The organism is Chitinimonas prasina, assembly GCF_030160395.1.
GTDB classification, from domain to species: domain Bacteria; phylum Pseudomonadota; class Gammaproteobacteria; order Burkholderiales; family Chitinimonadaceae; genus Chitinimonas; species Chitinimonas prasina.
This window is the reverse complement of record NZ_BSOG01000001.1, coordinates 105943-124254: the sequence shown is the minus strand read 5'-3', so window position 1 is coordinate 124254 and position 18312 is coordinate 105943. Positions and strand designations below refer to the sequence as shown.

Sequence of the window (18312 nt, the reverse complement as noted above, 5' to 3'; positions counted from 1 at the left end):
TTGTTGCCGCCACAACACAGGTGCAGGGCAGGGCAGTGGCATTCGACGTGACGGGGCCTTCAATGGCTATAGTGAATCTGCGACCTGACTACAAGCCGCATGGCTACCGCCTGTAAGAGCCTGCTCACGATTCTTTCATCCCGGCGAAAGAATCGTGAACAGGATCTAAGCGCCTGTGTTGCCTCAAGGAGACCAACGCCATGGTGAACCGCGTATCGCCCACCGTCCCAGCCAATGACTACGAGTTGGCGGGGGCCGGCAATGAGTATCTGGCCGAACTGCGCAATGAGTTCGGGCAATCCACCCTGCTGAAGATCTTTGATGTCGCTGCCATCGAAATACTGGCGGACTACATGCAGATATACCGGGTCTCGGCTGGCAAGCGATTGCTGAAGGAAGGGGAGCGCAGCGACTTTGCCCTGTTGATACTGTCGGGGGCCGTGAGCGTAGTGAAGTCGCACGAGGACGGTAGCCAGCATCAGATTGCCATGGTGATGCCGGGACGGCTGATAGGGGAAATGTCCTTGATAGACGGCGAGCCCCGGTTTGCCAGCTGCGTGGCCGCCACCAATACCTTGATCGCAGTGTTGAGCCGCCGATCCCTGCTGGACCTGCTGGATGAACACCCCAAGCTGGGGTCCTTGCTGCTGATGCGCCTGACGGCCTTGGTTAGCCATCGCCTACGGCTTACCAGCGCCAAGCTGGTCGAGAAAATGGCGGCAGCCTAGCCCGGTTGCTGCCGCGCCAATTGCCGTATCTCGGCCGATTCGATGATGCGTACGCCCGTGCCAAGCTGCTTGGCACAGGCATGCATGGCCAAGGCGACATCCGCACCGGCTATGGGCTTGAGGCGGGATGGCAGCAAGCCGCCGAGGCTGGCGGCAATCTTCTCACCCAGGCGGAACTCGGGCCGCTCGCCTATCAGCACCGAAGGACGGAACAGGCTGAGCCTGGGGTAGCCCAGGGCTTGCAAGCCGGCTTCCATCTCTCCTTTAACCCGGTTGTAGAAGACCCGTGAGCCGGCATTGGCTCCCAGTGAACTGACCACCAGGCAATGCTGGGCGCCCCGCTCGCGCGCCAGGCGGGCAATGGTCAGGACGTAGTCCAGGTCGACCCGGCGGAAGGCAGCTTGCGTACCGGCGGTCTTGATGGTGGTGCCCAGGGCGCAGAACACGGTGTCGATCCGGGGCAGCGTGATGGCATCCAATTGTTCATAGTCCACCAGCATTTCGACCAGTTTGCCCTCGGTGAGCCCAGTGGGGCGGCGCAGCAGGGCATGCACCTGGCCATAGGTCGGGTCGTGCGCCAGCAACTGTGCCAGATGGCGGCCTATCAGGCCGGTGGCACCTGCAATCAGGGCGGTTTGCTGCATGGTTCAGCCTTGCGCGAGTTGGGCAAACAGGGGAATCAGTATCGCGTTGTCGATCTCCAGCAGGCGATCGCCCACATACAGTTCGGTATAGCTCCAGCCTGGCACGTCGGTGGGACGCATGCGGTTGATCAGCCAGATACCGCTGTCCTTGGCGATGGCATCGCGCCTGTCCAGCAGGACTTCGGGTTCGGCATCAAAATACAGATGCAGCATATTGGTATGCGGCGTGGCAGGGTTCACCCGCAGGCCAGGCAAGCCTGCCAGCCCGTGTGCCAACGAGCATGTCCGTTGGTAGAGGGCATCCATCAGGGACAACCTGGCATCCAACTGCATGGCGGCCGAGGCTATCATGGGGCTCTGGTGCATCAGGGTGCCGCCCAGGCGACGCTGCCATAGCCTGGCCTGCGCCACGAAACCCGCATCACCAGCCAGTACGGCACCGGCTATGCCACCCAAGCCCTTGTAGGTAGAGACATAGACCGAATCGAAGCCGGCTGCGATATCGGCATAGCTTTTGCCATAGTAGGCACGGCTTTCCCACAGGCGGGCACCATCCATATGCAGCGGCAACTGCCGCTGCCGGGCCAGGGCCTGCAGTGCCATCAACTCGTCCCATGCCGGTAGCTGGCCACCGGCCTCGCGTATGGGTAGCTCTACCAGCAGGCAGGCCAGGGCTTGCTTTACGTCAGCCAAGTCGGTTGCGGTCATGGGGCGCAGGCGGTCGCCTACCGGTACGGCATGCAGCCTTAGCAAGGCGGCATGGGCTTGTTCCTCGTGCAGCGCCAGGTGGCTGGTCGGGTGCAGGCCGATACGCGGCAGGCCGGCCTGTTCTGCCCATATCTGGGCGGCGATCAACTGCGCCATCACGCCACTGGGCATGAAGACGGCTGCGGGCTTGCCCAGCAAGCCCGCAATCTTCTGCTCGAAGCGCTCGATCAGCTCGCCGCTGCCGTAGTTGTCGTGCTCTACCTGGTGGGTCTCGCACCAGTCTGCCAGCGCGCGGAACTGCTCGGCCGGGCTGGGGCTATGGAATCCGTTGATGTGGTGGCGACATTGCTGTTGCAGCAGCTTGCGTTCGTCGGGCGTCAAGGGCATGGGTGGCGGGCCAGGGTGGGAAGCTGGCAGTTTGCCCGATTTCGACCTGCGCTGTCGTGCGACAATCGGGCAGCCTTGTTATCGTGATACGCACATGTCCACCACCCTCAAGCCTGCGCCTGTGCAGGCACTGACAACGATATTCCACTACCACGCCCATGTGTATTTCGACGCTGCCACGCGTGAGCAGGCCTTGCTGCTGCGTGAACGGGTGGCGCAGCGTTTCGCGGTGGATATGGGGCGTTTGTTTGAGCAGGCCGTGGGGCCGCATCCCTGCGCCCAGTATGAAATCGGCTTCGAACAGGCCTTGTTCGGCAGCCTGGTGCCCTGGTTGATGCTAAACCGCTTGGGGTTGCCGGTGCTGGTGCACCCCAATACCGATGCTGAGCTGGCTGACCATGTGGACCACACCTTGTGGCTGGGTGGGCCACTGGCCTTGCGGACAGACAGCCTGGCCGTATCGTTGCAGGTACTAGGGCAGGCGGCGCCAAGACCGGTCGTGATCAACACGGCACCGTTGCAGGATAATTGAGTCGGGGCTGAACTTATCAGTTCAGGATACGGTCTGACTTGTCCAATCGGCATTGCGCCACCATCTTGGTATGAGGACGGGTATCATTCCTTCTTGCCACGCTGGGCGTGGCCACTCAATCAAGTCGAGGAGTTTGCAGCGAAATGAAGTCACTTTTGGTAGCCCTGTTCGCATTCTTTGTGAGCTTTACCGTGCTGGTACCAGAAGCCGAGGCCAAGCGCTTTGGCGGCGGCCGTTCGTCCGGCATGCAGCGCAATACGGCGCCACAGAAGGACGCAACACCCCAGCGCCAAGGCCAGGGACAGCAAGCTGCGCCGACCACCCCCAAGCGCAATTGGATGGGCCCGATTGCCGGCTTGGCAGCAGGCCTGGGCCTGGCGGCACTGTTCTCCCATCTGGGCATGGGTGAAGGCATGGCCAACTTCGCCATGATTCTGTTGCTGGCTGCGGTGGCCTTCTTTGCCATCCGCTTCCTGATGCAACGCATGCGTCCAGCGACGGCCACCCCTGCGCAGTTTGCTGGCGCAGCCGGCACTGCAGCGCCCATCCCTGCGCCTATGGCTTTCCAGGGCCAGCAGCAATATGCCAGCGTGACACCCAGCAGCACTATGCCGGCCGACTTTGATCGCGAAGCCTTCGTCCGTGTGGCCAAGCTGAACTTCGTCCGCCTGCAGGCCGCTTATGATGCAGCCGATCTGGACGATATCCGCGAGTTCACCTCGCCGGAGATGTTCGCCGAGATCAAGATGCAGATCAGCGAGCGCAAGGGTGCTGCCAACCACACCGACGTGGTTGAAGTAAATGCTGACGTGATCGATTACGCCCAGGAAGGCCGCCGCGATATCGCCAGCGTGCGCTTCTATGGCCTGATTCGCGAGAGCCAGGATGGCGCTGCCGAGCGCTTCGATGAAACCTGGCACCTCAGCCGCAACAACGATGGCCGTCAGGGCTGGGTAGTGGCGGGTATACAGCAGAACAGCTGATCAGAGGATAGTGAGCCAGAAAAAATGGGGAGCTGATCGCTCCCCATTTTTTCTGGCTAGCTGACGCTATGCCGTGGGCTTGGGCTGGCTGCGGGCGTACTTTGCATACAGCGTCTCAACCTTCTCTCGCGCCCACGGGGTGCGGCGCAGGAAGGTCAGGCTGGACTTGATATTGGGATCGACCAGAAAGCAGCGTATGGCAATCCTGCGTCCCAGCTCCTCCCAGCCATAGTGGGCGACCAGCGCGTTCAGCATGGCTTCCAGAGTGATGCCGTGGCCGGGGTTGTTGGCTTGTGTCATGAGCTCTTGCCTTGGTTGAGTGCGGCCTGTGCCTGCTGCAGCCATTGCTTGTTCAGCGACTTGGCATGGCTGTGCCAGTGCCGGCTGTCTTGTACGATTTCCTGATAGAGATGGCTGGCACGCGCTTGGTCAGCGGGATGGTCATGGCCGCTCAGCCAGTCTGCGTAGCGGCACTTGGGTTCCGGGTCGCTAGCCACGACCAGGGCTGCTTCAAAGGCATCGCGAGCCGATTCCTGGCCTAGTGCGGCCAGCGTACGCGCATGCAGCAAGGCTGGGGCAGGTTGGCGGCGGCTGTCGGGCTGGACCTCGAACAGGGTTTGCAGGCTAGTGGCCGCCGGCGCATACAGCGCATTGTCGAACTGGGCGCGGGCCAGGCCTGCCAGCACGGCAGGGTCACGGGCAAAGGGGCCTTGGGCGGCCTCCTGATAGTGCTGCAGTGCCTCGGCTACGGCACCCGTCTCCATCAGGGCGGCTGCCAGCCGCAGGCGCTTGTCCAGCGTGGGTGTCAGGTCGAATGCCTGGCGGGCCTCGCGCAGCTCGCGGTTGGGGTCGACCAATTGCTTGATGACTTTTTTGGCAACCCGGCCACCACGGGTGTAGCGCAGTTCCGGCAGGTAGATGGCGAAGAAGTAAACAATGCTGCCCAATAGCGGGAACATGAACAGTATCATCAGCCAGTACATGTTCTGACGGCTGCGTATGGCATGGATGCCGAAGTACAGGGCGACGATGAAGTGCAGCCCTAGGCCGAGTATCGGCATGGTAAGTCCTCTTGCTGGAATGCATGAATCTGATTTGGCTGGGCATTTTACCCGCCCTGGGCGTGCGGCGGGCTACTTGCGCATTTGGGTTTGCCGGTTAGACTGCCGCCTTCTTCAGCGAGGAAGCAATACTTGAAAGCGCCTTTACCCTTACGCGATGGTGTGGCCCCCAGCTATCTCTGGCTGCCTGCCGGGCAGTGGCCGGACTTGCTCAGCTTTTTGGTGCAGCGTTTTCCGCATGTGGCGGAAACCGTGCTGCGTGGGCGCCTGGAGCGGGGGGAGCTGGTGGATGAGGCGGGTAGGGCACTGGCATGCAGTAGCGCCTACCGGCCCGGTAGCCGTATCTGGTATTACCGCGAAGTACCTGCGGAGACACCTGTCCCCTTCGAGGAGGTGATCCTGCATCGTGACGCGCGCCTGCTGGTGGTGGACAAGCCACATTTCCTATCGGCCATCCCGGCAGGACGCCATCTGCGCGAAACCCTGCTGACCCGATTGCGCGACAAGCTGGACCTCCCCGAGCTGACTCCGGTACACAGGCTAGACCGGGAAACCGCCGGGGTGATGCTGTTCTGCCTGCACCCTCCCAGTCGTGGCGCCTATCAGAAGTTATTCGAGGCCAGGCAGGTGGAAAAGGTCTATGAGGCCATCGCGCCATTCCGCCCTGATCTGGCACTGCCCAGGGTGCATCGCAGCAGGCTGGAGGAGGGCGAGGGCTTCTTTGCTATGCGCGAGGTGGAGGGCGACGCCAATAGCGAAACCCGCATCAGCCTGATTGGGCGCCTGGGGGAACTGGGCCACTACCGGCTTGAACCCCATACCGGCAAGAAGCACCAGTTGCGGGCGCATATGGCGGCCCTGGGCATACCCATACTGCATGACCCGTGGTATCCGGTGCTGACCGAGGGCAAGGGAGATGATTTCAGCCAGCCGCTCAAGCTGCTGGCGCGGGAGATTCGATTCGTGGATCCCTATGATGGGCGTCACCATAGTTACCGTAGCATTCGCAGCCTGACTGAGGACAAGCCGCAGCCGGCTGCTGTTTGAGCCGCGTGGCTGCCTTGGCTGGCGTCGTGCACTGAAAAACCAACACCCCGCTTGTGGCGGGGTGTTGATCTATTCAGGAGGTACGCCGATCAGCGGCTGATGGGCTTGTAGCGTATGCGCTTGGGTTTGGCACCTTCCTCACCCAGCCGGCGCTTCTTGTCGGCTTCGTATTCCTGGTAGTTGCCGTCGAAGAAGGTCCACTTGGAGTCGCCTTCGCAAGCCAGGATATGGGTGGCAATACGATCCAGGAACCAGCGGTCGTGCGAGATCACCATGACCGAGCCGGCGAATTCCAGCAGGGCGTCTTCCAGTGCGCGCAGGGTTTCCACGTCGAGATCGTTGGACGGTTCATCGAGCAGCAGGACATTGCCGCCAGCGATGAGGGTCTTGGCCAGGTGCAGGCGGCCGCGTTCGCCACCGGACAGGTTGCCGACGATCTTCTGCTGATCGCCACCCTTGAAGTTGAAGCGGCCCAGATAGGCGCGGCTGGGGGTTTCGTACTTGCCGACCTGCAGGATGTCACGGCCTTCAGCCACTTCGTCGAACACGGTCTTGTCGTTGCCCAGGGCGCCACGGCTCTGGTCCACGTAGGCCATCTTGACGGTAGGGCCGATCTTCACGCTACCGCTATCGGGCTGTTCCTGCCCCGCCAGCATGCGGAACAGAGTGGATTTACCGGCACCGTTGGGGCCGATGATGCCGACGATGGCACCAGGCGGCACCTTGAAGCTCAGGTCGTCGATCAGCAGGCGATCACCAAAGGCCTTGCTGACGTTCTCGAACTCGATCACTTCATTGCCCAGGCGTTCGGCGATGGGAATGAAGATTTCCTGGGTTTCGTTGCGCTTCTGGTATTCCTGCGAGTTCAGCTCTTCAAAGCGGGCGATACGGGCCTTGGACTTGGCCTGGCGCGCCTTGGGATTCTGCCGTACCCATTCCAGTTCCTTGTTCAGGGCCTTCTGGCGGGCCGATTCCTGCGACTCTTCCTGCTTGAGGCGTGCTTCTTTTTGCTCCAGCCAGCTGGAGTAGTTGCCTTTCCAGGGAATACCGTGGCCACGGTCCAATTCCAGTATCCACTCGGCAGCATTGTCGAGGAAGTAGCGATCATGGGTAACGGCCACCACGGTGCCGGGGAAGCGCACCAGGAATTGCTCCAGCCAATCCACCGACTCGGCATCAAGGTGGTTGGTCGGCTCGTCCAGCAGTAGCATGTCGGGCTTGGACATCAGCAGCTTGCACAGCGCCACGCGGCGTTTTTCGCCACCGGACAGCTTGCCGATATTGGCATCCCAGGGCGGCAGGCGCAGGGCGTCGGCGGCGATCTCCATCTGGGTTTCAAGATCCTGGCCGGCGGTCGAGAGTATGGCCTCGCAACGGGCCTGCTCTTCGGCCAGCTTGTCGAAGTCGGCATCTGGCTCGGCATAGGCGGCATAGACAGCTTCCAGCCTTTGCTTGGCCTCGAAGATCTCGCCCATGCCGGATTCCACCTCCTCGCGCACGGTCTTGGTCGCGTCCAGCAGCGGCTCCTGGGCCAGGTAGCCGATCTTGATGCCAGGCAGGTGTTGTACTTCGCCCTCGAATTCCTTGTCCGCGCCCGCCATGATCTTGAGCACGGTGGACTTGCCCGAGCCATTCAGGCCCAGTAGGCCTATCTTGGCGCCAGGGAAGAAGCTGAGGGAGATGTCCTTGATGATTTGCCGCTTGGGCGGTACGACCTTGCTCACGCGGAGCATGGACATTACATATTGGGCCATGAGGAATCCAGTTGGGTGCTATGCGGAAAGTGGCGCAATTCTAGCAAACCCATGGCAAGGCCGCGCTGACTTAGCGCTGGTCATGAACTTAATTCGTAGAACGGTTGAAGCGCATCCAACGGGCGGGCAGGGGATAGTCTAGGAATTCAGGCTGCGCTGACGCCCGGTAGCTGCTCTGTCCATCTCCAACCGGACATCCCTTGCGTGCATGCCAGGCTCTGACAGTCAGCTGCGTTGGCGGGCCGCCCGGAGCAGTGCGTCGGCGGGGTCCAGTACCTGGTTTAGCGGGCGCTGGGGTTCCCTCAAAGTGGCTGGGCTGGCTCCCTCAAGTAGTTCACGTGTCAGCTGCTCCAGCCCGGCTAGGGGGCGCCAGCGTTCCCCCTGCGCTTCTTCCGGCCAGATGCGGTTGCCATCGAAAACCAGGGCCAGCTGCGGTGTAGCGTGGGCATCGCCCTGGGGAGCCAGGCCATGTGCCAGCCGGCCTGGCCCCAGCCGTCCAATGACGCGCTGATAGGCCCGCAGGGCATCGCTGCAGCGGATAAAGCCAAAGCCTGCAGCCAGTCGGCGGTACTGGTGCGCCAGGGCGGGCCAGTCATCGAATAATTGCTGTATGGCGGTCTCACGCCGATCGAATGGCAGGCTGGGCTGGGTGGCAATGCCGGCCAGCAGGCGGAGCGGGGGCGGTAGGCCGATGCCGCTATTGCGGCAAACCTTGCCGAGGTTGCCGGCCAGTGCAGGCAGGGTGGCACGCAGATTGGCAGCGACCTCGTCAAGGTTAAGACGCCCGTCACTGTCGGGTGACACACCCCAAAGCCCATAGTCGGCGGGGCCATGCTGCAAGGCAGGGTCCGGCACGGCTGGATGGGCTGCCATGGCCTGGCCCAACCAGGTCTCAAATCCTGGTGCGGGTTCGCGACTGAGCAGGGGGTAGGGCTGGTGCTTGTCTGCGCCGGGCGAGTTGGCAACAGGGTGGATATAGGGCGGCTGCATTAGGTCAGCTCACACAAGTGCCGCAAGGTCATGGTGCTGCCGCGCTGCTGGATTGGATGGGCACTAGGCTATGGCCATCTGAGTCTGGCGTGTCTTCGCTCGCTTGGTCGTCGGTAGCGGTGGCGGAAGTACCGGCTTTGCTGGAGACCGCAGCCATCAGGCTATTGAACAAGGCTTCTTCATCCTTGGCATAGCGCTGGGCGGCCTCGGCCAGTTCCCAGGCAAACTCGGCTTCGGTCTTGACGGGGCGCCAGCCTTCCGGACCTAGCTCGGCGGTCTCGACCTTGAAACCGTTGTAGCTGACCGACAGGGGCGGGGCTGGATGATCGCGGCGGTAGCGCTCGACAACAGCCTTGGCATGGCGCGGATCCTTGGCGTTGTCCGTGAAATGCTGGGCTGCGGCGGCAAGGGCTCCGGCACGGGCGACTTCCGCGCCCGACAGCACCAGGCTGATTTGATTGGCCAGTTGGGGCTCAGCCTCCAGCATGGCGTGGAATGCTGCTGCGCGATGATCATCGCGCAGCACTATGCCTTTGGCGCCGCCTTCCATCCGGAGGTCGGGCGGCACCCGTATACCGTACTGGCGCAGCTTGGCGGGCAGGGTGGCAGTCAGGTCGGCCGCAGCTTGGGCTGGGTCGGGCAGGCTGAGACTGCCCAGCCTGCTGGCCTGGGTGGCAAGTTGGCCCGCCAGCTCGCCGGCAAAGCCTTGGTGCTGCGCTAGCGGGGCGACAGGTGGTCGGTTGGCAGGCGGTTGGTTAGCAAAGTGGCCTACTATAGGACTGACCATGATTTCCTCCTGTATTTTCCTATACAGGAAGCAAACCTTGGGCCATCAATGCGTTACAGCCCCTAGGGGCTGTATCAAGTTCGGTATCCAGTGGGGCAGCATGGCCCCTGGCGCTACCCTGTTGGAAATCAGGCCTGGGTGATCAGCAGGTACTTCTGCTGCAGCGCTTCCTGGCTTTCTTTGCGGTCAGGGTCCAGCGGGATGCAGTCTACCGGGCAGACCTGCTGGCACTGCGGCTCGTTGAAATGCCCCACACATTCTGTGCACAGGTCAGGGTTGATCTCATAGATCTCCGCCCCTTGCGAAATGGCATGGTTGGGGCATTCCGGCTCGCATACATCGCAGTTGATGCATTCATCGGTAATCATCAGTGCCATGGTAGGGTCTCGGCTAGGGCAGTCGGGGGCGGATTGTATCACTGCCCCCATGACAGACATTAGAGCCTGTTTCTTTAAGTAAATTCCTGGCCGACAGTCGGTTATGTATCGAGTCGGCAAATGCAAAGCGGCGCACCTGCAGGTGCGCCGCTCTGTGCACAACGTCCTTGCTTACTTGGACGCGTTGATCAGGTACTCGGCCGCCGCGTGGAATTCCTCATCGGAACCACTATAGCCACCCTTGGCGGGCATGGCGCCCTTGCCCGCAGTCGCAATCTTGATGGCGGCTTCGGTGCCATCCTTCAAGCGGGGCGCCCAGGCGGCCTTGTCGCCGATCTTGGGTGCACCTGCAACACCAGCATCATGGCAGGCCATGCAAACGCTGGCATAGATTTCCTTGCCCTTGGTGGCGGGGTCTACCTTGCCGCCCGCCGCCACGGCGCCTGCGCCAGCAATCGGGGGTTCAGTGAACTTGCCGCCAGCGGCATTGCCCATATAGGCAACAGCGCGCGCAACTTCATCATCGGTCAGGTCGGCCGCGCCGCCCTTGGCAGGCATGGCGCCCAGGCCCTTGTTGGCATGCTCGACCAGCTTGGCAAAACCTTGGGCGATACGTGGCGCCCAGGCGGCGGTATCGGCAAACTTGGGGGCACCAGCCAAACCTGCACCGTGGCAGGACAGGCACACATTCTCATATACCGCTTTGCCGTTACGGCTGCCGGGTGGGCCGGATTCGTCCAGTTTGGCAACACCGACAGGCTGTATGCGTGCGATCACCGCTTCGTTGGTCATGGTCGGACCGCCAGCATCAACCTGCATGCCACTGTTGGCCAGCTTGGCGATCAGGACCAGGAACAAGACCAGGCCGACAATCGACAGCAGGACAATGATGATCAGGGACTTTGCCGAGAAATTTTCTCCGGCGTGCGCTTCGCTCATGCTGCCATCCTTTTTTATGCGCTGTATTAAACCAGTACGGGAAAAACCCCGCGATTATAGCGGGGATTGTGGCCGCTCACCAATCCTGGCGCTGCATCGTCGGCGGCATGCCACAGCAGTGCTGCGCTCTGGCAGAGATTAGCGCGGGAAAAAATACACTGTACCCACTTCTGTCGGCTGGACGTTGGGCGCCAAAACCGCTATTCTTGCCGGCCTCTCAGCGTGCGTCCGTAGCTCAGTTGGATAGAGTGTCAGTTTCCGAAGCTGAAGGTCCCTGGTTCGATCCCAGGCGGGCGCGCCAACAGATACAGCAAAAAGCCAGCTAAATGCTGGCTTTTCTGTTTTCTGCACCCCCTATTCTAGGGCTGCATGTCCCCCAGGTAGCGAGTGGGCAGGGCGATCTCTTGCAGGCTGCCATCGGCTTGCCGCTGCAGATGCCATGCTCGTGCCAAGGGGCGTGATGACACGGCCGCGTGAAATTGCTCGTCAATGAAGTGCAGCGCGGCACCGTCATCGGCTGCCCAGCTGTCCGGCATGCTGCCGCTGGCTACCTTGTCCTGCAGGGTAGGACGACGCAAGGCCTCGCCATCGTAATGCGGACAGGCGCCACCCGGTAACCAGCCCAGGCCTTGCAGCGCAGTCAGCGGGCCGGGGATAGAGTCTGTCAGCCCCTGCTGGAACCAGCAGATCATGCCAGCGCTGATCCCACCTATGACCGTGCCTTGCTCATAGGCGCGCCGCAGCAGGATATCCACTCCCCAGGTGCGCCATAGGGCCAGCATGGATAGCGTATTGCCGCCACCTACGAAGATGGCATCCTGCGCAAGCAGAAAGCCCTGCAGGTCTGCCGTGTGGGGCTGGAACAGGGACAGGTGGCTGGCGACGCAGGGGTAGCCAGCATGGGCGCGATAGAACTTCAGCTGGTAGCTGTCGGCATCGCCACTGGCCGTGGGCAGAAAGCAGATGCGCGGCGATGTCTTGCCGGCGGCCGCCAGGAAGTACTTATCCAGTAGCGGGGAAGGCTCCATGGAAAAACCACCGCCGCCCAGCACGATCAACTGCCTTGCCATCCGGCATCAACCCAGTTGCGAGGTGCAGCAGGGGCAGCGCGTTGCTTTGAGTGGAATGGCGCTGTAGCAGTAGCTGCATTCCTTGCTGCTGACCTCTGCGGGTGCGGGTATCTCTTCGCGCTTGAGCTTATTGAGGGTGCGTATCAGCAGGAAGACAGCAAAGGCGACGATGGTGAAGCTGATGACTGCGTTGAAGAAGACGCCCAGGTTGATGGTCACTGCACCGGCATCCTGCGCGGCCTTGAGCGACTCATATGGACCGGCGGCCTTGGTGCCCTCTTTCAGCAGGATGAACAGGTTGGAGAAATCGACATTCCCCAGCACATAGCCTATAGGGGGCATGATCACGTCTTTGACCAGCGAATCGACGATTTTGCCAAAGGCGCCGCCGATAATGACGCCAACGGCCAAGTCGACGACATTGCCACGCATGGCAAATTCCTTGAATTCCTTAAGCATGGTAATCCCTCGGTGATGAAGCGTTTACCCTAGGCGAGGCATTGTTCTTGCGTCATGCGCCGTGGGTAAGGCGGCTGAAAAGAAAACAGGCAGCCTGAGGCTGCCTGTTTGCTCATGCCAGCACGTGAGTGCTTAGAACGAGTGTGCCAAGCCAACGATGAAGCTGTTGTCGTTCTTTACGCCAACATAGTTGCTGGTGTATTCGGTCAGGATGGTGGTGCGCTTGGACAGGCTGTAGTAGAAGCCAGCGGTCACTTGATCCTTGGTCTTGCGATCTTCGTCATAAACGATGCCGCCCAGTTGGACCGAAGCATTGCCCATGGTGTAGCCGACCAGCAGCAGAACGTCGTCGTTCTTGCCAGCAGCGTCGTCGGTGTGTTGCACGGCACCGCCCAGGTTCAGATCGCCAATGTTGGCGGAGGCACCGACCAGGTAAGCGTCGTTGGCCTTGGCGCCGCCGGGCTTGTTGCTGTTCACAGCACCGAACACTGCAAAACCTTGGCCGGAGAACTTCACCGAGGCGCTGATTTCGTTCGAGGCGTTCTTGCCAGCAGTCTTGTCTTCACCAAAGCTGTTGTTCACGGCAACGCTGACCGGACCAAACTCGCCGTCGTAACGGATCGAGTTGTTGGCGCGGTAGTTGCTCATCGAAGTGTTGGTCAGACCCAGCGACTCATTGAAGTAGAAAGGATCCAGTTCTTCGGTAGCCAGGGTGTAGGGGGTCTTGCCGCGACCCAGACCCACGCTGCCGAAGTCACCCTTCAGGCCAACCCAAGCTTCGCGCGAACCGAAGCTGCTGGCGGGGGCGCTGTCCGGGCCGATGCCGGTTTCGACTTTGAAGAAGGCCTTCATGCCGCCGCCCAGGTCTTCTTGACCCTTGAAGCCGATGCGCGAGGAAATGTTGGAGACCTTCAGTTGGTCGGTACCAGCGGTGGTGATGTTCAGGCCCAGGTTGACTTGACCATACAGAACCACTTCGTTGTCGGCAGCCAGGGCTGCAGGGGCGGCCACAGCAGCGGCAACGGCCAGAGCGATGAATTTCTTGTTCATTGCGTCTTCCTTATCAAGGTTGGAAAAACGGTGTTGCAAAAGATGCTCGCTACTTGCGAAGCGAATACATTACGGGCGAATGATAGGCGGCACGCACTTGTGTAAGCAATGCGGTGCTATCAATGCTGCCAGAAAGGGTTTATCGCTGTTTGATGATGCGCAACATTTAATGTATTGATTTATATGGGTTTGTTGGTGATGTTGTGAATTATCCCTAGGTTGCGGCAATGCAACACAAAACCTGGCTATTGGGGAAATCCTGTCTGCGGGATTTGCGTCCAGCATAAGGCTGTGGCACTCGCGGTTAGAGGAATTGCTTAAAAATTGAACAGCTTTGCGCTGCCATCGGCCCGCTTGGCTAGCCCATGGACTTATAATTTACTAAGCAATACGGGTATCGCGAACAACGCATTTTGGCTGGGCTTTATATGAAGGGTAGAACGATCAGCAGATAACGCAGAGTCTTGCCTAACAGAATGCAAAGAGCGCTGCGCAGCGGTGGAAGACGCAGCCAGCCAGCTGCCAGGCAGAGTGCGTCGCCTATTAGGGGTAGCCAGGCTAGCAACAGAGTGGTGCTGCCATGGTGCTGTAGCCAGCACAGGGCGCGAGGCGACAATTTGGCGGTCAATGCATCACTACCCTTGTAGGATAGTCGCAGGCCCAGCCAGAAGCTGGTCAGGCTCCCCAGGGTATTCCCCAGTGATGCCACGGCCAGGGCGCTCCAGGCGGTGTCGGGCCTGGCTTGCAACCAGAGCAGCAGCGCCAGTTCGGAATTGCCGGGCAGCAAGGTGGCCGACAGCAGGGCTGATATAAAGATACCGGCCAGGCCGTAGCTGGCCGGCAGGGGATTTAACCAGTCCAGCACCTAGAATTGCGGCCTGCGCGCGGCATGAGCCATTACCATGTCGGCCAATTGGGTGAACAGCTCCCCCTCATCACGGGTGCTGCGCCAGTGGCCGTCCTGATAGCGGTAATGAAAGCCACCGGAACGGGCCGCCAGCCAGATTTCCTGATTGGCCGAGTGGCGGTTGACCACAATCTTGGCGCCATCATCGAATTCGATCTCCAGCACATTGCCATTGCGGTTGAGATCCACATCGAACTCGCCATCGTCCAGGCCGTTTTCTATCCGGTCGAATATCTGGTCGCTGGCGTTGAGAAATTCACTCTCGTTCATTGGCTTGCCCGGTTTGCGTTGTTAGTATGGCTATTTTACCCCCTACCTATGCTGCCATGCGCCTCCTCTTGTCCTGCCTGATTGCTGCCACCTGTTTGCTGACTGCCTGCGGCTACAAGGGCCCCTTGTTCCTGCCGGATTCTTCGCAGGCGACCCAGCCGAAAGCGCCATGACCATTCTGCCTGGTGCAGCATGAAAAACGCCGCATCCCGGGATGCGGCGTTTGTTTTGGCAATTGCTAGATGCTGACGCCTACCTTGCGCCGGGCTTACTCGTCAATGACGCAGTCCACATAGTACTCGCCGCTGACCTCGTCCTTGATCAGGCCATGGATGTCGGTCTCGAAGCCAGGGAAGCGCTCATTGAAGGCGCGGGCGAAACGCAGGTAGTCAACGATGGTCTTGTTGAAGCGCTCGCCAGGGATCAGCAAGGGGATGCCCGGAGGGTAGGGTGTCAGCAGAATGGCGGTGATACGGCCTTCCAGCGCATCCAGCGATACCCGCTCGATCTCCCGATGGGCCATCTTGCTGAAGGCCTTGGAAGGCTTGAGCGCCGGCACCATATCGCTCAGGTACATCTCGGTGGTGAGGCGTGCCACGTCGTTATCACGGTACACCTCATGAATCTGCTGGCACAGATCGCGCAGGCCCACACGTTCGTAGCGCGGGTGTTTGCCTACAAATTCGGGCAGCGCACGCCAGAGCGGCTGGTTCTTGTCGTAATCGTCCTTGAACTGCTGTAGCGCGGTGACCAGGGTGTTCCAGCGGCCCTTGGTGATGCCGATGGTAAACATGATGAAGAAGCTGTAAAGGCCGGTCTTCTCCACGATCACGCCATGCTCGGACAGGTACTTGGTGACGATGGCCGCGGGGATGCCGCTATCGGCAAAGTCGCCGCCTACATCCAGGCCGGGGGTAATGATGGTGGCCTTGATCGGATCCAGCATGTTGAAGCCATCAGCCAGGGCGCCAAAGCCGTGCCAGCGCTCGTCAGCCTTCAATACCCAGTCCTCGCGGGTGCCTACGCCTTCGTCTGCCAGGTATTCCGGCCCCCAGACCTTGAACCACCAGCTCTCGCCGTACTCGGCATCGACCTTGCGCATGGCGCGGCGGAAATCCAGTGCCTCGGCGATGGATTCCTCGACCAGGGCGGTGCCACCGGGTGCTTCCATCATGGCGGCGGCTACATCGCAGCTGGCGATGATGGAATACTGCGGCGAAGTGGAGGTGTGCATCAGATAGGCTTCATTGAAGCGATGCCTATCCAACTGGCGGGTCTCGGACTCCTGCACCAGGATTTGCGAGGCCTGGCTCAGGCCTGCCAGCAATTTGTGGGTGGACTGGGTGGCAAACACCATGGCGTCCTTGGAGCGGGGGCGATCGCGGCCGATGGCGTGCATATTGCGGTAGAACTCGTGGAAGGCGGCGTGGGGTAGCCAGGCCTCGTCGAAGTGCAGGGTGTCTATGGTTTCGCCCAGCACATCCTTGATCATTTCGACGTTGTAGAGCACGCCATCGTAGGTGGATTGGGTGATGGTCAGGATGCGCGGCTTGTTGTCCGGACGCTTGGCCAGCGCCTCTCGGGCAAACGGGTTGGCCTCAATCTTCTTCTGTATGGTCTCGGGCTGGAATTCGGACAGCGGGATGGGGCCGATGATGCCGAAGTGATTGCGGGTCGGCATCAGGAATACCGGGATGGCGCCGCACATCATGATGGAGTGGAGGATGGACTTGTGGCAGTTCCGATCCACCACCACGATGTCGCCCGGTGCCACCGTGGCGTGCCAGACCATCTTGTTGGAGGTAGAGGTGCCGTTGGTGACGAAGAACAGATGATCGGAACCAAAGATACGGGCGGCATTGCGCTCGCTGGCGGCTACCGGCCCGGTATGGTCGAGTAGCTGGCCCAACTCATCGACCGAGTTGCAGACATCGGCGCGCAGCATGTTTTCACCGAAGAACTGGTGGAACATCTGGCCCACCGGGCTCTTGAGGAAGGCCACGCCGCCGGAGTGACCGGGACAATGCCAGCTGTAGGAGCCATCCTGGGCGTAATGCAGCAGCGCGCGGAAGAACGGTGGGGCCAGCGAGTCGAGGTAGGTCTTGGCCTCGCGCACTATGCTGCGTGCCACGAACTCTGGCGTGTCCTCGAACATATGGATGAAGCCATGCAGTTCCCGCAGGACATCGTTGGGGATGTGCCGGCTGGTTCGGGTTTCGCCATACAGAAAGATGGGGATATCGGCGTTCTTGAAGCGTATCTCTTCCACGAAGGCACGCAGGTTCTTGATGGCGGCGGTTTCCTCACCGACTTCGCCGCCGATGAATTCCTCATCGTCTATGGACAGGATGAAGCACGAGGCGCGGCTTTGCTGCTGGGCAAAGCCGGTAAGGTCGCCATAGCTGGTGGCGCCCATGACCTCGAAACCTTCGGCTTCGATGGCGCTGGCCAATGCACGGATGCCGAAGCCGCTGGAGTTCTCGGCGCGGAAGTCTTCGTCGATGATGACGACGGGAAAGCGGAATTTCATCGGGGAGTACTCCGGTACGGCCATGGCCGTAGCTTGTCATTCAATCACGACGCGCTTGTGACGCATCGCCAGGAAAAGCGCAAGGCCGTATCCGGCTGGATACGGCCCTGTTGGGTGCAAGGCAGATTCTAAGCCTTGACGCCCGTCATGGGTATGGCAGTTTCAAGCATTCGTCAGGCCGGCGGAACCGTGTCGGCAAAAGCCGGCCGCTGGGCCAACTTGTCGGCCAGCCTGGCCAGGTTGGCATAGGATTCGCGCCAGGCGATGTCGGCAAAGCGCAGATCCAGGTAGCCCAGGCAGACACCGACGGCAATATCCGCCAGCGTGTAGCTCTCGCCGTTGCACCAGGGCCGTTCGCCCAGGTCTTCTGACAGGGCGGCCAAGCCGCGCGCCAGCTTGAGCTGCTGGCGATTGATCCAGTCCTCACTCTGCTGCCGGGCGGGCCGTTTGCGTTCCAGGAAGATGGCGGCGGCGGCGTCGCAGATGCCATCAGCCAGTGCCTCCCAGCGCTTGACCTGGATAGCCTGGCGATAATCGCTGGGTATCAGTCGCGACACCGGTGACACATGGTCCAGGTAGTCCACGATGACCCGTGAGTCGTACAAGCTGGAGCCGTCATCCAGCACCAGCACAGGCACCTTGCCCAGCGGGTTGACGTTGGGTACCTGGGTGTTGGCATCCCAGGGAATATCCACCGTCAGCGGGCACTCGATGCGTTTTTCCTGCAGGACGATGCGTACCTTGCGAGCAAAAGGGCTGGTGAGCGAGGCAATCAGCTTCATGGTGTGAAACCAGTCGAATGGGTTGAAGGCCTGTAGGTGGGCCGGGTCATGCTTCATTGCAACGCAGTGGAGTCGTAACGCCGGCGGTGTTGGTGGATCGCACCGCGCCGCAGGCGTGGACCATGATGGCGGCCGTGACGAGATGATCGGGGCCGATGAGGTCGAGACGATTTTTACTGCTTATGCTGCGCTGCGCAATCCTGTTTCGAATTTCTGCCGTATTTGTGGTTTTCCACCCATGACTATGCGCAGGTACGTCGCGAAAAAACGACGAAGCGAGTAGCGACGTGACTGGCAATGACATGGC

At 60.7% G+C, this 18312-nt stretch carries 22 protein-coding genes and 1 tRNA gene; 6 read left to right on the top strand and 17 right to left on the bottom strand.

Annotated features, from left to right (window positions below):
* Window positions 1-200 precede the first annotated feature (200 nt).
* The gene (locus tag QQK16_RS00670; protein ID WP_284194500.1) at window positions 201-728 is read left to right on the top strand and encodes a Crp/Fnr family transcriptional regulator; all 528 of its coding nucleotides are present in this window, start codon (window positions 201-203) and stop codon (window positions 726-728) included.
* Here the strand turns inward: QQK16_RS00670 and QQK16_RS00665 are convergent.
* Both QQK16_RS00665 and QQK16_RS00660 read right to left on the bottom strand, forming a co-directional pair.
* Window positions 725-1372 (bottom strand): oxidoreductase, encoded by a 648-nt coding sequence (locus tag QQK16_RS00665; RefSeq protein WP_284194499.1) that lies wholly within the window; start codon window positions 1370-1372, stop codon window positions 725-727. The two genes, QQK16_RS00670 and QQK16_RS00665, sit on opposite strands and share 4 nt — an antisense overlap.
* A gap of 3 nt (window positions 1373-1375) precedes the next feature.
* Window positions 1376-2467: a threonine aldolase family protein gene (locus QQK16_RS00660; RefSeq protein ID WP_284194498.1), complete on the bottom strand. Its 1092-nt coding sequence runs from the start codon at window positions 2465-2467 to the stop codon at window positions 1376-1378.
* 94 nt (window positions 2468-2561) lie between these two features.
* On the opposite strand from QQK16_RS00660, the gene QQK16_RS00655 reads away from it, so the two are divergent.
* Together QQK16_RS00655 and QQK16_RS00650 are read left to right on the top strand one after the other, a co-directional pair.
* The gene (locus QQK16_RS00655) at window positions 2562-2999 is read left to right on the top strand and encodes a DOPA 4,5-dioxygenase family protein (protein ID WP_284194497.1); all 438 of its coding nucleotides are present in this window, start codon (window positions 2562-2564) and stop codon (window positions 2997-2999) included.
* A 143-nt stretch (window positions 3000-3142) separates the two neighbouring features.
* The gene (locus tag QQK16_RS00650) at window positions 3143-3982 is read left to right on the top strand and encodes a Tim44 domain-containing protein (RefSeq protein ID WP_284194496.1); all 840 of its coding nucleotides are present in this window, start codon (window positions 3143-3145) and stop codon (window positions 3980-3982) included.
* 66 nt (window positions 3983-4048) lie between these two features.
* Here the strand turns inward: QQK16_RS00650 and QQK16_RS00645 are convergent, their stop codons facing one another.
* Together QQK16_RS00645 and QQK16_RS00640 are read right to left on the bottom strand one after the other, a co-directional pair.
* Entirely contained in the window at window positions 4049-4282 is a 234-nt protein-coding gene (locus QQK16_RS00645; protein ID WP_308446967.1) for a VF530 family protein, read from the bottom strand.
* Complete coding sequence (locus tag QQK16_RS00640; protein ID WP_284194494.1) at window positions 4279-5043, bottom strand: hypothetical protein; 765 nt, start codon at window positions 5041-5043, stop codon at window positions 4279-4281. The genes QQK16_RS00645 and QQK16_RS00640 overlap by 4 nt, the downstream gene beginning before the upstream one ends.
* A gap of 132 nt (window positions 5044-5175) precedes the next feature.
* Here QQK16_RS00640 and QQK16_RS00635 point away from each other — a divergent pair, with 132 nt between their 5' ends.
* Entirely contained in the window at window positions 5176-6090 is a 915-nt protein-coding gene (locus QQK16_RS00635; protein WP_284194493.1) for a pseudouridine synthase, read from the top strand.
* Window positions 6091-6179: 89 nt separating this feature from the next.
* Here QQK16_RS00635 and ettA read toward each other — a convergent pair whose 3' ends face one another.
* The 5 genes from ettA to QQK16_RS00610 all read right to left on the bottom strand — a co-directional run bounded on the left by ettA (window position 6180) and on the right by QQK16_RS00610 (window position 10937).
* Complete coding sequence (ettA, locus tag QQK16_RS00630; protein ID WP_284194492.1) at window positions 6180-7844, bottom strand: energy-dependent translational throttle protein EttA; 1665 nt, start codon at window positions 7842-7844, stop codon at window positions 6180-6182.
* A 225-nt stretch (window positions 7845-8069) separates the two neighbouring features.
* On the bottom strand, window positions 8070-8834 hold the full coding sequence (locus QQK16_RS00625; protein WP_284194491.1) for a hypothetical protein: 765 nt from the start codon (window positions 8832-8834) through the stop codon (window positions 8070-8072).
* 28 nt (window positions 8835-8862) lie between these two features.
* A complete protein-coding gene (locus tag QQK16_RS00620; RefSeq protein ID WP_284194490.1) occupies window positions 8863-9621 on the bottom strand; it encodes a hypothetical protein in 759 nt (252 codons plus the stop codon).
* A gap of 128 nt (window positions 9622-9749) precedes the next feature.
* Complete coding sequence (locus QQK16_RS00615; RefSeq protein WP_284194489.1) at window positions 9750-9998, bottom strand: YfhL family 4Fe-4S dicluster ferredoxin; 249 nt, start codon at window positions 9996-9998, stop codon at window positions 9750-9752.
* Window positions 9999-10169: 171 nt separating this feature from the next.
* A complete protein-coding gene (locus tag QQK16_RS00610) occupies window positions 10170-10937 on the bottom strand; it encodes a c-type cytochrome (protein WP_284194488.1) in 768 nt (255 codons plus the stop codon).
* A 224-nt stretch (window positions 10938-11161) separates the two neighbouring features.
* Between QQK16_RS00610 and QQK16_RS00605 the strand changes: the two genes are divergently transcribed.
* A tRNA-Arg gene (locus QQK16_RS00605) sits at window positions 11162-11238 on the top strand.
* A gap of 58 nt (window positions 11239-11296) precedes the next feature.
* Here QQK16_RS00605 and QQK16_RS00600 read toward each other — a convergent pair.
* The 5 genes from QQK16_RS00600 to cyaY form a co-directional block, all read right to left on the bottom strand.
* Window positions 11297-12007, bottom strand: coding sequence for a peptidase E (locus QQK16_RS00600; protein ID WP_284194487.1), 711 nt, complete (start codon window positions 12005-12007; stop codon window positions 11297-11299).
* Between the two features lie 6 nt (window positions 12008-12013).
* The gene (mscL, locus tag QQK16_RS00595) at window positions 12014-12466 is read right to left on the bottom strand and encodes a large conductance mechanosensitive channel protein MscL (RefSeq protein WP_284194486.1); all 453 of its coding nucleotides are present in this window, start codon (window positions 12464-12466) and stop codon (window positions 12014-12016) included.
* Between the two features lie 132 nt (window positions 12467-12598).
* Window positions 12599-13516 carry a porin gene (locus QQK16_RS00590; RefSeq protein ID WP_284194485.1) on the bottom strand — a complete coding sequence of 306 codons (918 nt, stop codon included), beginning with the start codon at window positions 13514-13516 and terminating at the stop codon, window positions 12599-12601.
* A 424-nt stretch (window positions 13517-13940) separates the two neighbouring features.
* Window positions 13941-14381: a YqaA family protein gene (locus QQK16_RS00585; RefSeq protein ID WP_284194484.1), complete on the bottom strand. Its 441-nt coding sequence runs from the start codon at window positions 14379-14381 to the stop codon at window positions 13941-13943.
* Window positions 14382-14693 (bottom strand): iron donor protein CyaY, encoded by a 312-nt coding sequence (gene cyaY, locus QQK16_RS00580; protein WP_284194483.1) that lies wholly within the window; start codon window positions 14691-14693, stop codon window positions 14382-14384.
* Between the two features lie 26 nt (window positions 14694-14719).
* Here cyaY and lptM point away from each other — a divergent pair, with 26 nt between their 5' ends.
* Entirely contained in the window at window positions 14720-14866 is a 147-nt protein-coding gene (lptM, locus tag QQK16_RS21265) for an LPS translocon maturation chaperone LptM (RefSeq protein WP_368860118.1), read from the top strand.
* 95 nt (window positions 14867-14961) lie between these two features.
* On the opposite strand, the gene QQK16_RS00575 is transcribed toward lptM, so the two are convergent.
* The 3 genes from QQK16_RS00575 to QQK16_RS00565 form a co-directional block, all read right to left on the bottom strand.
* On the bottom strand, window positions 14962-17223 hold the full coding sequence (locus tag QQK16_RS00575) for an arginine/lysine/ornithine decarboxylase (protein ID WP_284194482.1): 2262 nt from the start codon (window positions 17221-17223) through the stop codon (window positions 14962-14964).
* A 173-nt stretch (window positions 17224-17396) separates the two neighbouring features.
* Window positions 17397-18062 (bottom strand): glutathione S-transferase, encoded by a 666-nt coding sequence (locus tag QQK16_RS00570; protein WP_308446966.1) that lies wholly within the window; start codon window positions 18060-18062, stop codon window positions 17397-17399.
* A complete protein-coding gene (locus QQK16_RS00565) occupies window positions 18052-18309 on the bottom strand; it encodes a hypothetical protein (protein ID WP_284194481.1) in 258 nt (85 codons plus the stop codon). Before QQK16_RS00565 ends, QQK16_RS00570 begins: the two co-directional genes overlap by 11 nt.
* Window positions 18310-18312: the final 3 nt, after the last annotated feature.

Bases quoted from the DNA above. Each gene is read 5' to 3' on its own strand.
- QQK16_RS00600 (WP_284194487.1), bottom strand. From the start codon at position 12,007: ATGGCAAGGCAGTTGATCGTGCTGGGCGGCGGTGGTTTTTCCATGGAG.
- QQK16_RS00590 (WP_284194485.1), bottom strand. From the start codon at position 13,516: ATGAACAAGAAATTCATCGCTCTGGCCGTTGCCGCTGCTGTGGCCGCC.
- cyaY (WP_284194483.1), bottom strand. From the start codon at position 14,693: ATGAACGAGAGTGAATTTCTCAACGCCAGCGACCAGATATTCGACCGG.
- QQK16_RS00570 (WP_308446966.1), bottom strand. From the start codon at position 18,062: ATGAAGCATGACCCGGCCCACCTACAGGCCTTCAACCCATTCGACTGG.
- QQK16_RS00625 (WP_284194491.1), bottom strand. From the start codon at position 8,834: ATGCAGCCGCCCTATATCCACCCTGTTGCCAACTCGCCCGGCGCAGAC.
- QQK16_RS00610 (WP_284194488.1), bottom strand. From the start codon at position 10,937: ATGAGCGAAGCGCACGCCGGAGAAAATTTCTCGGCAAAGTCCCTGATC.
- QQK16_RS00655 (WP_284194497.1), top strand. From the start codon at position 2,562: ATGTCCACCACCCTCAAGCCTGCGCCTGTGCAGGCACTGACAACGATA.
- QQK16_RS00565 (WP_284194481.1), bottom strand. From the start codon at position 18,309: ATGTCATTGCCAGTCACGTCGCTACTCGCTTCGTCGTTTTTTCGCGAC.
- QQK16_RS00665 (WP_284194499.1), bottom strand. From the start codon at position 1,372: ATGCAGCAAACCGCCCTGATTGCAGGTGCCACCGGCCTGATAGGCCGC.
- QQK16_RS00660 (WP_284194498.1), bottom strand. From the start codon at position 2,467: ATGCCCTTGACGCCCGACGAACGCAAGCTGCTGCAACAGCAATGTCGC.
- mscL (WP_284194486.1), bottom strand. From the start codon at position 12,466: ATGCTTAAGGAATTCAAGGAATTTGCCATGCGTGGCAATGTCGTCGAC.
- QQK16_RS00645 (WP_308446967.1), bottom strand. From the start codon at position 4,282: ATGACACAAGCCAACAACCCCGGCCACGGCATCACTCTGGAAGCCATG.
- ettA (WP_284194492.1), bottom strand. From the start codon at position 7,844: ATGGCCCAATATGTAATGTCCATGCTCCGCGTGAGCAAGGTCGTACCG.
- QQK16_RS00615 (WP_284194489.1), bottom strand. From the start codon at position 9,998: ATGGCACTGATGATTACCGATGAATGCATCAACTGCGATGTATGCGAG.
- QQK16_RS00575 (WP_284194482.1), bottom strand. From the start codon at position 17,223: ATGAAATTCCGCTTTCCCGTCGTCATCATCGACGAAGACTTCCGCGCC.
- QQK16_RS00640 (WP_284194494.1), bottom strand. From the start codon at position 5,043: ATGCCGATACTCGGCCTAGGGCTGCACTTCATCGTCGCCCTGTACTTC.
- QQK16_RS00620 (WP_284194490.1), bottom strand. From the start codon at position 9,621: ATGGTCAGTCCTATAGTAGGCCACTTTGCTAACCAACCGCCTGCCAAC.
- QQK16_RS00650 (WP_284194496.1), top strand. From the start codon at position 3,143: ATGAAGTCACTTTTGGTAGCCCTGTTCGCATTCTTTGTGAGCTTTACC.
- lptM (WP_368860118.1), top strand. From the start codon at position 14,720: ATGGCTATTTTACCCCCTACCTATGCTGCCATGCGCCTCCTCTTGTCC.
- QQK16_RS00670 (WP_284194500.1), top strand. From the start codon at position 201: ATGGTGAACCGCGTATCGCCCACCGTCCCAGCCAATGACTACGAGTTG.